The organism is Nitrospira moscoviensis (assembly GCF_001273775.1).
Lineage (GTDB): Bacteria > Nitrospirota > Nitrospiria > Nitrospirales > Nitrospiraceae > Nitrospira_D > Nitrospira_D moscoviensis.
Genome location: NZ_CP011801.1, coordinates 3,492,408 through 3,506,530, shown reverse-complemented (window position 1 = coordinate 3,506,530; position 14,123 = coordinate 3,492,408). Strand labels below are relative to the sequence as shown.

Annotated in this window: 12 protein-coding genes and 2 tRNA genes; 11 read left to right on the top strand and 3 right to left on the bottom strand. The window is 64.3% G+C overall.

Going from position 1 to position 14,123, the window contains the following annotated elements:
- Positions 1–17: 17 nt before the first annotated feature.
- The 3 genes from trpS to NITMOv2_RS17020 are packed head-to-tail and all read right to left on the bottom strand — an operon-like array spanning position 18 to position 3,713.
- The gene (gene trpS, locus NITMOv2_RS17030) at positions 18–1,010 is read right to left on the bottom strand and encodes a tryptophan--tRNA ligase (protein ID WP_053381002.1); all 993 of its coding nucleotides are present in this window, start codon (positions 1,008–1,010) and stop codon (positions 18–20) included.
- Positions 1,007–1,747 carry a site-2 protease family protein gene (locus NITMOv2_RS17025; protein WP_053381001.1) on the bottom strand — a complete coding sequence of 247 codons (741 nt, stop codon included), beginning with the start codon at positions 1,745–1,747 and terminating at the stop codon, positions 1,007–1,009. Before NITMOv2_RS17025 ends, trpS begins: the two co-directional genes overlap by 4 nt.
- Positions 1,748–1,757: 10 nt before the next feature.
- On the bottom strand, positions 1,758–3,713 hold the full coding sequence (locus tag NITMOv2_RS17020; protein WP_053381000.1) for a penicillin-binding protein activator: 1,956 nt from the start codon (positions 3,711–3,713) through the stop codon (positions 1,758–1,760).
- A 169-nt stretch (positions 3,714–3,882) separates the two neighbouring features.
- Here NITMOv2_RS17020 and xerD point away from each other — a divergent pair, with 169 nt between their 5' ends.
- From xerD to mutL, 11 genes are all read left to right on the top strand, one after another.
- On the top strand, positions 3,883–4,854 hold the full coding sequence (gene xerD, locus NITMOv2_RS17015; protein ID WP_083448147.1) for a site-specific tyrosine recombinase XerD: 972 nt from the start codon (positions 3,883–3,885) through the stop codon (positions 4,852–4,854).
- Between the two features lie 81 nt (positions 4,855–4,935).
- A tRNA-Val gene (locus NITMOv2_RS17010) sits at positions 4,936–5,011 on the top strand.
- A 121-nt stretch (positions 5,012–5,132) separates the two neighbouring features.
- Positions 5,133–5,210, top strand: a tRNA-Asp gene (locus tag NITMOv2_RS17005).
- A gap of 340 nt (positions 5,211–5,550) precedes the next feature.
- The gene (locus tag NITMOv2_RS24750) at positions 5,551–6,228 is read left to right on the top strand and encodes a MotA/TolQ/ExbB proton channel family protein (protein ID WP_274519478.1); all 678 of its coding nucleotides are present in this window, start codon (positions 5,551–5,553) and stop codon (positions 6,226–6,228) included.
- A complete protein-coding gene (locus NITMOv2_RS16995; RefSeq protein ID WP_053380998.1) occupies positions 6,225–6,668 on the top strand; it encodes a biopolymer transporter ExbD in 444 nt (147 codons plus the stop codon). Before NITMOv2_RS24750 ends, NITMOv2_RS16995 begins: the two co-directional genes overlap by 4 nt.
- Before the next feature lie 13 nt (positions 6,669–6,681).
- Entirely contained in the window at positions 6,682–7,734 is a 1,053-nt protein-coding gene (locus NITMOv2_RS16990) for an energy transducer TonB (RefSeq protein ID WP_053380997.1), read from the top strand.
- Positions 7,735–7,736: 2 nt separating this feature from the next.
- Complete coding sequence (gene tolB, locus NITMOv2_RS16985) at positions 7,737–9,065, top strand: Tol-Pal system beta propeller repeat protein TolB (protein ID WP_053380996.1); 1,329 nt, start codon at positions 7,737–7,739, stop codon at positions 9,063–9,065.
- A 76-nt stretch (positions 9,066–9,141) separates the two neighbouring features.
- Complete coding sequence (gene pal, locus NITMOv2_RS16980; RefSeq protein ID WP_053380995.1) at positions 9,142–9,882, top strand: peptidoglycan-associated lipoprotein Pal; 741 nt, start codon at positions 9,142–9,144, stop codon at positions 9,880–9,882.
- A 46-nt stretch (positions 9,883–9,928) separates the two neighbouring features.
- Positions 9,929–11,494 (top strand): tol-pal system protein YbgF, encoded by a 1,566-nt coding sequence (gene ybgF, locus NITMOv2_RS16975; protein ID WP_053380994.1) that lies wholly within the window; start codon positions 9,929–9,931, stop codon positions 11,492–11,494.
- 5 nt (positions 11,495–11,499) lie between these two features.
- Positions 11,500–12,270, top strand: coding sequence for a tol-pal system protein YbgF (gene ybgF, locus NITMOv2_RS16970; RefSeq protein ID WP_145976395.1), 771 nt, complete (start codon positions 11,500–11,502; stop codon positions 12,268–12,270).
- 65 nt (positions 12,271–12,335) lie between these two features.
- Complete coding sequence (gene mutL, locus NITMOv2_RS16965) at positions 12,336–14,117, top strand: DNA mismatch repair endonuclease MutL (protein ID WP_053380992.1); 1,782 nt, start codon at positions 12,336–12,338, stop codon at positions 14,115–14,117.
- Positions 14,118–14,123: the final 6 nt, after the last annotated feature.

Below are 14,123 nucleotides of genomic sequence, written 5' to 3'. Positions count from 1 at the left end.
GTAGGGAAGATGCCGCGCTAAATTTTCATCGCCTCCGTGGCTTCGCGCAACGTCGCGTGGGCGACGGCCGAGGCTTGCCGGCTGCCGGCTTGGACGATGTCATCGAGTTGCGAGGGATGTTGGACGAGCTTGGCGCGGGCGTCCCAGATGGGGGTCATCCGTTCGACGATCCGATCGGCCACCAGCTTCTTGCAGTCGATGCAGCCGATGCCGGCCGTCCGGCAGCCCTGATCCACCTCTTCGATGACCGGCAGCGGCGAGAAGATTTTATGGAAGTCGTACACCGGGCAGAGTTCGGGATTGCCGGGATCGGTGCGGCGCACGCGGGCCGGGTCGGTCACCATCGTTTTGAGCTTTTGACGGACGACTGGTTCGGGGTCCGAGAGGTTGATCGTGTTGTGGTAGCTCTTGCTCATTTTCCGGCCGTCGGTCCCGACGACCTTGGGGAACTTCGTCAAATGCTCTTTCGGCTCGGGGAAGACCGGCGTCTTGTAGAGATCGTTGAACCGGCGGGCCAGCTCCCGCGTCAATTCGAGATGCGGCAGCTGGTCCTTGCCCACCGGCACGAAGTCGGGCTTGTACAGCAGGATGTCGGCCGCTTGTAGAACGGGATAGCCGAGGAACCCGTAGGTGCCCAGATCCTTTTCCTTGATCTCCTCCTGCTTTTCCTTATACGTCGGATTGCGCTCCAGCCATGAGATGGGCGTCATCATCGAGAACAGCAGGTGAAGGACGGCATGCTCGGGGATCCGGGACTGGACGAAGACGGTCGCGCGCTGCGGGTCGATGCCGGCCGCGAGCCAATCGATGAGCATTTCGCGGACGAACTCGCGGATGTGGCTGGTGTCGGCATAGTTGGTCGACAACGCGTGCCAGTCGGCCACGAAGAAGTAGCAGTCGTAGCTTTCTTGAAGAACCTTCCAATTTTCGAGCGCCCCCAAATAGTTGCCGAGGTGCATGAGCCCGCTGGGCTGCATGCCGCTGAGAACCCGTTTGCGTGCCGCCGTCATTCGGTGATTCCTGAGCCGAGGCCAAGGGCAGTGGAAAGGATGGTACCAGAGAGTCCGGAGGCAAAGGTACTGGTCATCGTGTGGATCACCCGCAATTCTTTGTCGAAGACGATCAGGCCGACCAGGATGAGCATGCCGTAGGGTTCCAGCCGCGCGAGGGCCAGCGCGGGGGTTCTCGGCAGCAGAGAGGTCAGGATGCGGCCGCCGTCCAACGGCGGAATCGGAATCAAATTGAACAGCGCCAGGAACACGTTGATCAGCACCGAATAGAACGCCATGACGGCGATCGGCAGCAGGATCATGCCCGATATCGATCGCGGCTCCGCGGCTCCCTCCGCCGCCGGCCGGATGGTGAGACCGGGATCGATGGACAGCAGCAGCACGAGCACGAGCGCGCTGGCGACGGCGAGCAAGAGATTCATGCCGGGGCCGGCGGCGGCGACCAAGGCCGTGTCGCGCCGGGGCCGGCGCATGTTCCGCGGGTCGATCGGCACCGGTTTCGCCCAGCCCAAGAGGAAACTGCCGGGCAGCAGCAGGCACATCAGCGGCAGGACGATCGTGCCGAAGGGATCGATGTGCGCGAGCGGGTTCAGCGTCAGCCGTCCCTGGAGCTTGGCCGTCGGGTCGCCGCAGCGCGCCGCCGCCCAGCCATGCGCATATTCATGCAGCACCATTGCAAAGAGCAGCGGAAGGCCCATGGACGACGTCGTGTGCAGGATCTGTCCGAGATGGTCCATCGCCGTTCAATCAATCCAACTGGACGAATTTACCCTGTTTCACTTGCAGGAGAAAGAGCGGGCGCTGCAACGTGCCGTCGACTCCGAAGGCCGCCGGCCCGGCGAGCGTCGGCAGGTCGTGCTGCGTCGCCAGATATTCTTGCACGGCCTCACCCGTCGTCGCGCCCCGGCGGACGGCTTCGATCACCACGCGCGCCGCGTCGTAGCCCTGCATCGTGAACAGGGAGGGGGTGGTTTGAAACCGCTTGTGATACCGCTGGACAAATTCCTGCACGGCCGGATTGTGGCTCTCCAGAAAGAAGCCGTCCACGAACACGGCGCCGTCCACCGTACGGTCGGCGGTGCGGGCGAAGTCCTGCGAGTTCCATCCATTGGTGCCGAGCATGGGCACCTTCATGTCATGGAACGCGAGCTGCGCGGCGATGAGGCCGATGTCATACGAACGGCTGGGGATGAAGATCGCATCGAACCCCGGTGTGTAGAGCAGCCGCTTTTCATTTTTGGCGACCGGTTTGCCGGGCGGCCGGGAGGGATCGACCGGGACCGCCAGGCCGTATTTCTTCAGATCCTCCGTCTTCAATCGCTTGATCTGCGGGCTGAAATCCGTTTCGCCTTCTTTGAAGGATTCGACCGCGATCACTTCGCCTTCGTGCTGCCTGACTTCCTGCGCAAAGATCCGCGCCAGCTCGCGGCCGTACACCGTGTCGGGATGCAGGATGCAGAAGCGGCGATACCCTTCTTGCAGCGCGTAGGCGGCGATGCGCTTGGCCTGCAAAGTGTACGTCAGCGACGTGCTGAACAGATAGCTGCCGAGCCGGCGGACGTTCGGCAGGGTGGCCGCGGGCGTGATCAACGGTATGTGGGTCTTCTGGGCCATTTCCGCCATCGCCGGCAGGTTCTTCGACAGCATCGGCCCGATGACGGCCAGCGGGCGATCCTCGGTCAGCAGGGTCGACAGCTCTTCCAGGAAGCCGGCCCGGTCCGCTTCCGTATCTTTGATGATCAGTCCGATCGACGGCGTGCCCGGCTGCTCGCGCGCCCGTTCCAGCGCGAGCTGCACGCCTTCCAGCACGTCGTTGGCGAAGGGCGCGAGGCGGCCCGACAGCGGCAGCACCGTCGCGATGAAAAACTGGTTGGCTTGCAGTTTCGTCCGCAACAGCGCCAGCGATTCGGTCGCCTTGGCGGCGTAGGGATGGGCGGGGAAGGCGGCGAGGAAATGCCGGATCTCCCGCTCGGCCAGGTGGTCTTCGCCGCGCGCGGTGTAATAGTCGATCAGCCGGATGGCGGCCAGGTCTCCCGGATAGGTCCGCGGATAGTTGTCGCGAATGCGCATCAGCGCTTTCTTGTCGAGTTTCTCGGCGATGAACTGCCGGATCTGCTCGTTCGTCTCGGCCGCCAGGTCGTCCGGGCTTCCGGCCGTGCCTTCGAGGAGAATTTGGATCGCGCGGACGTAATCCTTTTTGAGCGCCAGAAAATCGGCGGTGAGCGCCAGCGCTTCGCGTTTGGTGTCGTCGTCCTGCGCCATGGTGCGGACCTGCGCGAGCAGCGGGAGGGCGAGATCCACGTTGCCCATGGCCGCATGCGTACGCGCCAGCATCAGCTTGCCGCGGTCCGCCAAGTCGGAATCGGGGAACTCGGTCTGGAGTTGGTTCAGCGGTTTGAGCGCTTCCGGATAATCCTTCATGCCGTAGAGGGCGGCGCCGAGCAGCAAATAGGCGTCGTCCTGATGTTCGGGGCGGGGGGCGGTCGTCAAGAATCGGCGCAGCATCGCGGCGGCGGATTCCGGATCGCCTTTTTCGATTAGCAATTTCGCCTGGCCCAGCACCGGCGGGTCCGCCACGGCTTTGACGGGCGGCGCCGCGTCGATGAAGACCGGCGCGCCGATCCCGGCCGACAGGGCCAGGGCAAGGCAGAGCCGGCCGATCAGGCGCCGGCCGATTCCACTGCGACGCGGGTCATGTTGCATGGGAGACATGGCGTTTGGGCGGCGACGGCTGGTCGCGCAACCAGTGACTAGTATCGGAAAGGGTGCGGGGTGTCAAGGAGAACCGGGCGCCGTTTCGTTGTCTTCACCCGGCGAGTCGGCTATAGTGCCGCCGGGTTTCGCCAACTCCATCTGCCGGTAATAAAAGGTGATGACGCAGCCGGAGCCGTCGTTTCTGGATCCGTTGGTCGAACGCTATCTGAGCGAGCTGCGCGTCGAGGGCGGGCTCGCGACGAATACGCTGGAGTCCTACCGCCGCGATTTGGAGAAATTTCAACGGTACCTCTCGCTGCAACGCCGGCCGATGAACGGGCCGGTTCCACCGCCCGTCGTCGTAGGATTTCTGTCCGAGCTCCACCGGCAGCGATTGGCCCCTGCCTCCGTCGCCCGGATGGTGTCGGCCTTGCGGGGATGGTTTCGCTTTCTCTCGCGGGAAACGCTCGCCGACGCCGATCCGTTGCGCGACCTCTCGACCGCGCGGCGGGGCCTGCGGCTCCCGAAGACGCTGACGAAGAACGAAGTCGCCGCGCTGCTGGATGAGCCCGCCGGGCAAACGGCGGAAGGTCACCGCGACCGCGCGATGCTGGAGTTGCTGTATGCATCCGGCCTCCGCGTGTCGGAGCTCGCGGGGCTGCAGTTCACGCAGGTGGATCTCGACGCCGGCTGTGTGCGGGTGGTCGGCAAGGGCGCGAAGACGAGAATCGTGCCGATGGGGGATCAGGCCAGGGAGCGGGTGCGCGACTACATCGAGCGGATGCGGCCGGCGCTGCTCAAAGGCCGGTCCGCGCGCGCGCTGTTCGTGTCGCGACGAGGCGGCGGGTTGACGAGACAGGCCGTGTGGAAAATTCTTCGGCAGCGGGCGAAGCGCGCCGGCATCACGAAACCGATTTCACCGCACATGTTGCGCCATTCGTTCGCGACGCATCTGCTGGAGGGCGGCGCCGACCTGCGCGCGGTGCAGGCCATGCTGGGCCATGCGGACATCGCGACGACGCAAATTTACATGCACGTCGAGCGCAGCCGCCTCAAAGAGGTCCATCGTCGGTATTTCCCCCGGCAGACTCGCGGCCGGTCGGTTCAACGACCGCAGGGTATGGGGAGGCTTCGCAAGATGCGTAAGTAAAATGTTTGCAAGAAGAGTGCGAGAACCGGTTGACAAGGTCGGAGGGACTTGGTAATGTCCGCCCAGCTTACTAAGAAAATCGGGCGGATAGCTCAGTTGGGAGAGCGCTGCCCTTACAAGGCAGAGGTCACAGGTTCGATCCCTGTTCCGCCTACCAGGATCGTCGGCGCAGCACAGGGAGAAGGACTACAGCATCGAACAAGCACTGACTCGAGGACTTGGCCGACCGCGATATATCGTCTTGTCGTTCCAATCTTCCGCCATACGTAGCGTTTTGAGGGGCCGTCGTTCAGCCTGGTTAGGACGCCAGATTGTCAATCTGGAGGTCGCGGGTTCAAATCCCGTCGGCCCCGCCATTTCCTCAGGTGTCGTCATTGAGTCGCTGGGGTTGAACCCGCGACCGGGGGCTTCGAAGGGGGCGCGCCCCCTTCGTGGGGAGCGTACGAGGGGGCTGGCCCCCTCCGTAAGAGCCGGTGAGGCAAGTTTCAGGGCCGAACCGGCGAGGGAGCGCGGTTCAAATCCCGTCGGCCCCGCCATTTCTTCTGTTCAGGTGTGCCGGTCGCGGGGAGTGAACACGCGGCCGAGGGGTTCCAAGGGGGGATGTAGCCCCGCCAGTTTCCTCAGCGTTTGGTACACTCCATTTCACCTTACATAGCGGAGGGGAGAACCTAGACTCGTATGTTTCAGGCCGGTCCCATGGGACTTCTCGGTTCACTCGGCGTCGTGTCTAAGGTGGTTCTGCTCCTGCTGTTCTGTTTTTCCGTCGTGTCGTGGGCGATCATTCTGTACAAGTGGGCCGTCTTCCGGGCCGCCGACGCCGAAGACGCCCGCTTCATGGCGGTGTTGTCCAAGTCGAAGGATATCGATGAAGTCTCGCGGCATGCGCACCGCACGGCGGGCAGCCCCTGCGCCAAGATCTTTCACGGCGTCGTCGGCCGTGTGGGACGGGACAGCCGCCAGTTGCACGATGGGGGAGAGGAGCCGCCGTTCGATCGCCACGTGGTCGAGCGCACGGCCTCGCATATCGCGCAAGGGCAGATCGCCCGACTCGAAGCGTTTCTGCCGTTTCTGGCGACGACGGGCAACATCGCGCCGTTCGTCGGACTGCTCGGCACCGTGATGGGCATCATCGATTCCTTCCGGGAGATCGGCGCGCAGGGTACGGCCAGTATCGCCGCCGTCGCGCCGGGCGTGTCGGAAGCGCTGATCGCGACGGCCGCCGGCTTGTTCGCGGCGATTCCGGCGGTGATCGCCTACAATTATTTCTTGACCCGCATCCGCCGCACGGCCTTTCGCATGGATTCCGTAACGGTCGAGCTCCTCGCGATGCTTCCCGCCAAAGCCAAGCCGGTGCCCGTAGGAGTGAAGGGATGATTCTCGAAAGCCGGCAGCGTCGGTTCTTGGCGGAGATCAATGTGATCCCGCTGGTCGATGTGGTGCTCGTGCTGCTGGTCATCTTCATGGTCACCGCGCCGATGCTCTATCGTGGCATGGATGTCAAATTGCCCACCTCGGCGTCCAACACGATCAAGCCCGAAATCCGCGCGGTGCTCACGATCGAAAGGGATCAGCGGCTGTACCTCGACAAGGATCAAATCAGTCTCGTCCAACTGGAGCGGAAGCTCCGCCTGCTGAAGGACGAGCATGCGGATGTCTCGCTCTATCTGCGCGCCGATCGCGACGTGCCGTACGGCGTGGTGGTGCAGGTGATGGACGGCGTCAAGAAGGCGGGCATCGAAAAGCTGGGGATGGTCACCGATCCCGCAGGACCCGAACGGCTCAGCGACGCGACGGCCGGACCGAAGAAGAAGTAAGGAGCGCGGGGGCATGGTCCAGGCATCGACACCGGCCGACGGATGGTTCGACGGCGAATGGCCCGCGAACGCCTCCCGCCGTCTCGGACAGGCGACCGCGCTCTCGCTCGCGCTGCACGTCGGCCTTCTGATTGCGGTCTTCTTGGTGCGCTTGCCGCAGCACGGCGAACGTCCCCTGGCCTCCATCGAAATCAATCTCGCGAGCCTGCCGACGCCGCCGGTCAAGGCGGCGGAGCCGCCGAAAATCGTCCCGAAGCCCGTCGAAGCCCCCAAGCCCGCTCCGGCGAAAGCCGCGCCGATTCCGGCCCCACCCGCGCCGGTGAAGACCGCCCCCGCCCCTGCTCCCGCTCCAGCGCTGATCCCAAAATCAGCCGCGACGCCATTGTTGGCCCCGGTTCCGCCGGTCAAGAGTTCGAACGATGTTCTGCGCGACGTTATGAAGGGGGTGGAACTGCCGCCGGATGCGCCCAAGTTCGGCGACTTCAGCCCGACGGAGAAGCCGAAAAAGGCCCAGCTGAAATTGCCCGATGTGCCGGTCGTGCCGGATACGAAAGAGCGGCCGTCCGCCGCGCCGGAGCTCAAGCCGCGCCCGTCGTTGGCCGAAGACCTGACCAAGGAGCTGGACGAGGAATTCAAGAAGATCAAAAAGCTCGATTTGCCCAAGCCCGCGCCGCTGCACGCCGAGGCGGCCCCGAAGCCGACTCCCGCAACGGAGGCGAAGGCGCCGAGCGTCAAAGCGGTCGAGACTACCTTGAAAGTTCCGGGGATGGCGGCGGGATCCAACGCCTATCTGGCGCGCGTGCGCCAGCGGATCAGCAGCTTCTGGTCTGCGCCGCCGGTCGATGTGAGCGGGCAGACGTATGTGGTCGTCGTGAAGTTCCGGTTGCATCGCAACGGCACGGTCTCGGGCGTCGCCATTGAGCAGTCGTCGGGGAATGAGTACTATGACCTGGCCGGGAAGCGGGCCGTCGTGACGGCGATTCCCCTCCCGGCTTTTCCGGCCGACCTGACGGAATCCTATTTCGACGCCCACTTCACCTTTATGGTGGGAGAACAGCAGGGATAGACATGACCATCCGCACCGTCTTCTTCGCCGCGCTGGGTCTGACCGCCGGCTTGATCGCCATCGTGGAATCGGGCGCGACGGACGTCTTTCTCGAAGCCACGCGGCCGGACTTTCAAAAGATCCCGCTCGGCGTGGCCGGGATTCAGAACAGCGGCGGACCGGACTGGCTCGGAGGCCGCATCGAAGAAGTGTTGAAGGCGGACGTCCGCCGGTCGCTGGTGTTTTCGCTCGTGGACCTGCCGAGCGTCGGCATCAAAGTGAGCAACTTGGGCAGCGGTCCCGATCCCTCGTTCAAGCAGGCGGCCGAGCAAGGGGTCTCCGTCATCGTCTGGGGCAAAGCCGGCATGAAAAACGGGGACAAGGACAAGGAAGCGGACATCAACATGGACGGGTACGTGTACGATGCCGGCAGCGACGAAGTGGTCGGCGGCAAGCGGTACGTCGGGTCGTCCTCCGTCGTCCGGCTCATGGCCCACCGGTTCGCCGATGAGCTGGTGTTTCGCTATACGGGCGAACCGGGCATCGCGCGCACCAAAGTCGCCTATGTCTCCGAGCAGGGATCGGCGCGCGAGCTGTTCGTGATGGATTACGACGGCTACGATGCGCGGCAGTTGACCGCGGACGGTTTTTTGAATCTCATGCCGCGGTGGTCGCCGGATCGGCGGTTTCTCGTCTTCACCGCCTATCGGAACCGCAATACGCAGGACATCGACATGATCGAGTTGGCGACGGGCAAGCGCTGGACGATCGTCTCGCTCGGTGGACTGAATATCACGCCGGCCCTGTCGCCCGACGGCAATTTCCTGGCCTTCGCCTCCAGCCACGAAGGCAATTCCGAGCTGTATCGTCTGGACACCAGAACCAAGGCGCTCCAGCGGCTCACGACCAATGCCGCCGGGGATCTCTCTCCCACCTGGTCTCCCTCTGGCCGCGAACTTGCATTTACGTCGGACCGCAGCGGGGGCCCGCAGGTCTTTTTGATGAGCGCCGACGGCTCCAACGTCCGCCGCCTGACGTTCGAGGGAGACTACAATGCGGCGCCGGCCTGGTCGCCGCGCGGCAACTGGATCGCCTACGTCTGCCGCACGCCCAAGAAAGAATATAAGTTGTGCCTGATCACGCCGGACGGCCAAAAACGCGTGCAGCTCACGACGGGAGCGGGGGTCGACGATTCGCCGTCCTGGTCGCCCGACGGGCGGCACCTCGTCTTCAGCTCCACGGCGGACGGCAAGAGCCAGATTTACATGATCAACGCGGACGGCAAGGATCTCGAGCGCATCACCTTTACCGGCACGCATAACAGCGCGCCGGCCTGGTCGCCGGCCTTGTAGCTCGCAAGCCGGCCATTGAACGAAGCTGTGCTCCCCTGTATGGAAGAGGGGACAATTTGAGAGGAGGAGTCACCACATGAAGAGAATGCGCACGATCGTCTGTGTGCCGTTGATCGTAGGACTGACGCTGATCGGCGTCCCGGGCTGCTCGAAAAAGAGCGTGCAATCCGGAGGAGACGCCCAATCGTCGCAGCAGGGACTGGCCAAGAGGGCCGCTCCCGGCGCCGTGCCGACGGCGCCGGACGGGATGAATGCGAGCGGCAGCGAGGGCAGAGAGGCGGGCGTGAGCCCCAATTTCCCCGACACCTCGCTCTCCAATCGCGACGTCGCTGGCGGCGGGCTGCGCGGGCTGGACAAGAGTCCGTCCGAAGAACGGGTGGGGGCCGGGAGCGGCGGGACGCTGATGGCGAAGGCCGATCCGGGCGCCGCCGGGCGGCAGATGGAAGAGATCCGGGCCGAGCAGATGGCGTCCGCCACGGCCGGCCTGCGCGATGTCTTCTTCGCGTATGACAGCTTCGCGATATCCGAAGAAGGCCGCCAGGCCTTGTCGCGCAACGCCGAGTGGATCAAGGCGAACCCGACCGCGCAATTGAAGATCGAGGGCCATTGCGATGAGCGCGGCACCTCCGCCTATAACCTCGTGCTGGGCGAAAAGCGCGCGAAAGCCGTGCGGAACTATCTGGTGGAATTGGGCGTGGGGGCGAACCGGCTCTCGGTCGTGTCCTACGGCAAGGAACGGCCGTTCTGCAAAGAACACGCGGAAGCGTGTTATGCGCAGAACCGGCGCGGCCACCTCGTCCTCAAGACAGGCAAGTAAGGGCAAGCAATAAGGCACTAAGATGGACGAACGGATTCGAATGAGGATGTCTACTCTGCGCCGGCCATGGACAGGCGTCGCGGCGGGGGGCCTGATCGTCGTCATGGCGGCGCTGCTCTCCGGCTGCGTCGCGCAGCAGGCGGATCTCAAACAGTCTGAGAAGGCGCTCCAACAACGGATCAAGCAGTCCAGCGACGAACTGGCGCAGCGCGGAGCCCAACAGCGTCAAGAGCTGGAAGAATTAAAGAGTCAGGAAATCCCGCGAATCCGCGGCGAACTCGAGCGGGCTCAACACCAGGCGCAGGAGCTGCAAGCAAAGCAGGAAGACTTGAAGCACCGGTCGGCGCAATTGGAGCAGCAGACCAAGAAACTCGAGCAATTGGCGGCCAAGATGGAGGCCGACAGCACGACGCGCTACGCCTGGGTGCAAAAAAGCCTCGACAATCAGGACGCCAGAGTCGCCGCGCGGATCGACGAGATCACCAAAGCCATGGAGGCGGCCATGGCGGCGTTGAAGAAAGATGTGATCGAGGCGGTGCAGCGCACGAACGAAGCGCTGGCGAAGCGGGTGGACGGCAAGCTCGACGAGCAGCAAAAAGGCTTGGTGGAGAACCAGCATCGGCTGGAGCAGGTCTCGCAAAAGTTTACCCAGTTCAATCAGGCGCTGACGGGCTTCAAGGAGGCCTTGAACGGACTGAACGAGCGTGTCGGGCAAGAGGAGCAGATGTCGAAAACGCTGGCGGCGAGAATCGACGCCGACGCCAAGGCGGCCGCCGGCCATGCCGGCGACGTGAGCAAGAGCGTCGCGTCGGTGGCCAAGGCCTTGGAGGCGGTGGGGCAGAAGGTGACCGCCCGTTTGGACGAGCAGGACCATCGCCTCGAAGGCCTCGGACAGAAAGTCGCGTCGCGCTTCGACGAGCAGGATCGCCGGGTGGAGGGGCTCGGCCAAAAGGTCGCGTCCCGGCTCGACGAGCAGGACCGGCGCGTCGAAGCGCTGGCCAAATCGCTGGAGCACGTCACGCACAAGATGCAGCAGCGGCCGTCGCCGCCGAGCAAACAGGCCCAGCGCGCCGCGCCGGCGCCGAGCCACGAGCCGGCCCATGTGGAAGCCCCGGCGCAGGAGCCGAACGGAGCGGCGGCGTCCCAGGATGAGGGGGGGAGCCAGCCGGCCGCTGTCGCCGCCATCGCAGCGCCCAAAGAAGCGGCGCCGGCCGAGCCGGCCGGCGAAGCGCCGGACCGGGCCCGCTATGAGCGCGTGCTCGCCCTGTTCCGAGACGGGGATTTGGACGGAGCCCGGCACGGATTCTCGGCCTTCCTGGCCGAATTCCCGAACTCCGACTTGGCGCCGAATGCGCGCTATTGGTTGGGCGAATCCTATTATGGGAAGAAAGACTTCAAGAAAGCGATCGACGCGTACGACAAGGTCGAACTGGATTATCCGGGGAGCGAGAAAGTCCCCGCGGCGCTCCTGAAGAAGGGGTATGCCTATCTCGCGTTGAAGGACAAGAAACGGGCGTCGTCGGCGTTCAAACAGGTGGTGACGCTCTATCCCAAGAGCCCCGAGGCGGGGAAGGCCTCGGATAAGCTTGCGCAGCTCAAGGAGGGTCGGTGACCGGCATGGATGTTTCGCGTGCTTCTGCTGTGATGACGATCGGGGCGCTCGCTCCGCTGCTCCTCCTCACCGGCTGCGCCAAGCACGCCGACTTCGTGGAGCTCCGCGATCAACTGTCCACCGTCTCGCGTTCGCAGGACCAGGACCATCAGCGTGTGGACGCGGTGTTGCGGCGATTGGAATCGGTCGAGCGGGTCAAAGATGCGGAGTCCGGCAAAGCCCGGTTCGAGGAGCTGTCGGCGCGCCTGCAGAAAATTGAAAGCCGCCTGGTCAAGCTGGAAGAGTCGGCGGGACAACCGTCCGCCAAGCTCGACGCCGCGCCGCCGGAGCCGCGGCCCGCCAAGCCGGCGAAACCGGCGCAGCCGCCCGAGGCCGGTACCATCGTCCCCGGCGTACCGGGTATCACGCCGACTTCGGCCTTCAACTTAGCCTATAACGATTACCTGAACGGCAAGTACGAGTTGGCGGTCTCCGGCTTTCAGCGGTTCATCAAGGATTTTCCCGGCACCTCCTTGGCGCCCAATGCGCAGTATTGGCTGGGCGAGTCCTATTACAATCTCAAAGATTACGTCCGCGCCATCCAGGCGTTCGAGTATCTGGTGGCGGAATACCCGGGCAATGAAAAGGTGCCGGCGGCCCTCTATAAGTTGGGATTGGCCGCGGCCGAAACCGGCGACCTTGTGAAGTCGCGAAAGAACCTGAAGCGGGTGCTCGAAGAGTTTCCGACGTCCGACGAATCCAAGCTGGCCAAGAACAAGCTGGCCGAGATCCGGTGAGGATCCCCGTCGCCTGGCGACGCCCTTCCTCCTTCCGCTTCCATCGCTTCTGAGGAGTTCCAGCCGTGACGACCGGCGGGCGCGCGAAGATCCACCTGTTGCCGGGCGATGTGGTCAGCCGCATCGCGGCGGGAGAAGTCGTCGAACGGCCGGCCGCGGTCGTAAAAGAGCTCGTGGAGAACAGTCTCGACGCCGGCGCGCGCTCCGTCACGGTCGACGTCCAAGACGGAGGGTTGCGCCTCATCCGCGTCGCCGACGACGGCGAGGGCATGAGCCGGGAAGACGCGCCGCTGGCGTTCGAGCGGCATGCGACGAGCAAGCTGCGATCCGATCGGGATCTCTGGTCCATCCGCACGATGGGCTTCCGCGGTGAAGCCCTGCCCAGCATCGCGTCCGTCTCACGGGTGCGCGTCGCCACGGCGACCGGTTCGACCGGAGTCGGCACGCAGTTCGAGGTGCACGCGGGCAAGATCGGCACGTTGTCCGATGCGCCGCCGGTGCGGGGCACCAGCATCGAGGTCGCGGATCTGTTTTACAACCAACCGGCCCGGAAAAAGTTCCTCAAGTCGGTGCCGACGGAGTTTTCCCACATCAGCCGGGTGATGCAACAAGCGGCGCTGGCTTGGTCGACGGTCCATTTCCGTCTGACCCACAACGGTCAGGAGGTGCTCCATTGTCCGGCCGCGATTTCGGACCGGGATCGCATCGGGCAGCTCTTTCCCCGCACATTCCTGGGGCACAGCGTCGCCGTGGAGGCCGCAATGCCCACGGCCAAGCTCTCCGGGTGGGCGATCGATCCGGTTCATGCCACATCGTCCCGCACGCCGCAAGAGCTCTTTGTGAACCGGCGGCCCGTGCGCCACACCGGGGTCTTCCATGCGATCGCGGAAGGGTACGGATCGTTCTTGCCCAAGGGCCACCAACCGTTGTTTGTGCTGTTCTTGGACGTCGATGCCGATCGGGTCGACGTGAACGTCCATCCCACCAAGCGGGAAGTGCGGTTCTCCGAAAACGAGCGGATCCATGAACTGGTCCGGCGAGCGGTCCGCCAAGCGCTGGGAGGACCGGACAACGTCTCGCGTCCGCCCGGTGCGGGGTTCGGCGGCGCCGGCGCGGCAGCTCCGAGCAGCCGGCCCTTTCAACCGGCCGCTTCAACCATCGACGGCGGCCCTGTGCAACAGGGCTCCACGGAGGCTCGCGCAGAGGAGGCCCCGCAACTCGCCTTTGTGAGCGAAGCCGCGGAGCCGTACGTCACCGCTCCCTCGCAGGACGTGCTTCCTCTGGGGCAACTGAATAGGACGTTTCTTGTCGCCCAAATTGGAGGCGACCTGGCCGTGATCGACCAACATACGGCCCATGAACGAGTCCTGTTCGAACGGCTTGTCCGCCGGTGGAGCGAACGGGGGATTCAATCGCAGCCCTTGCTCATTCCCGAACCGATCGAGTTGTCCCAGCCGGAGGCCGCGCTGCTCGAACGGTATCGCGATGATCTCGGACGACTCGGACTCGAACTGGAACCGTTCGGGGCGTCGGCTGTTCTCCTACGGGCTGTGCCGGTCGGCATCGGAACACTCGATCCCGGCCGGTTGATCCCGGATCTGCTGGATGATTTGAATCAGTGGGAGCGGGCCTCCAGCTTGGAGGATCGCGTGCGGCCGGTGCTGGCGTCCGTGGCTTGTCACGGTGCCGTGCGATCCGGTCGATCGATGAACTTGCCGGAGATCAAGGCGCTGATAGAAGATTGGATCGCCGCCGGGTCCGTCACCACCTGTCCGCATGGACGGCGGACTTCGTTTAGGTTGAGCACCGAGGATCTGGAAAAAATGTTCGGCCGGGCCGGCTGGTAGTCTGGT

What these genes read in the sequence shown, in the direction of transcription:
- ybgF (WP_053380994.1), top strand. Translation starts at nt 9,929, where the DNA reads ATGTCTACTCTGCGCCGGCCATGGACAGGCGTCGCGGCGGGGGGCCTG.
- NITMOv2_RS16995 (WP_053380998.1), top strand. Translation starts at nt 6,225, where the DNA reads ATGATTCTCGAAAGCCGGCAGCGTCGGTTCTTGGCGGAGATCAATGTG.
- NITMOv2_RS17020 (WP_053381000.1), bottom strand. Translation starts at nt 3,713, where the DNA reads ATGCAACATGACCCGCGTCGCAGTGGAATCGGCCGGCGCCTGATCGGC.
- NITMOv2_RS24750 (WP_274519478.1), top strand. Translation starts at nt 5,551, where the DNA reads ATGGGACTTCTCGGTTCACTCGGCGTCGTGTCTAAGGTGGTTCTGCTC.
- NITMOv2_RS17025 (WP_053381001.1), bottom strand. Translation starts at nt 1,747, where the DNA reads ATGGACCATCTCGGACAGATCCTGCACACGACGTCGTCCATGGGCCTT.
- ybgF (WP_145976395.1), top strand. Translation starts at nt 11,500, where the DNA reads ATGGATGTTTCGCGTGCTTCTGCTGTGATGACGATCGGGGCGCTCGCT.
- tolB (WP_053380996.1), top strand. Translation starts at nt 7,737, where the DNA reads ATGACCATCCGCACCGTCTTCTTCGCCGCGCTGGGTCTGACCGCCGGC.
- pal (WP_053380995.1), top strand. Translation starts at nt 9,142, where the DNA reads ATGAAGAGAATGCGCACGATCGTCTGTGTGCCGTTGATCGTAGGACTG.
- trpS (WP_053381002.1), bottom strand. Translation starts at nt 1,010, where the DNA reads ATGACGGCGGCACGCAAACGGGTTCTCAGCGGCATGCAGCCCAGCGGG.
- xerD (WP_083448147.1), top strand. Translation starts at nt 3,883, where the DNA reads ATGACGCAGCCGGAGCCGTCGTTTCTGGATCCGTTGGTCGAACGCTAT.
- NITMOv2_RS16990 (WP_053380997.1), top strand. Translation starts at nt 6,682, where the DNA reads ATGGTCCAGGCATCGACACCGGCCGACGGATGGTTCGACGGCGAATGG.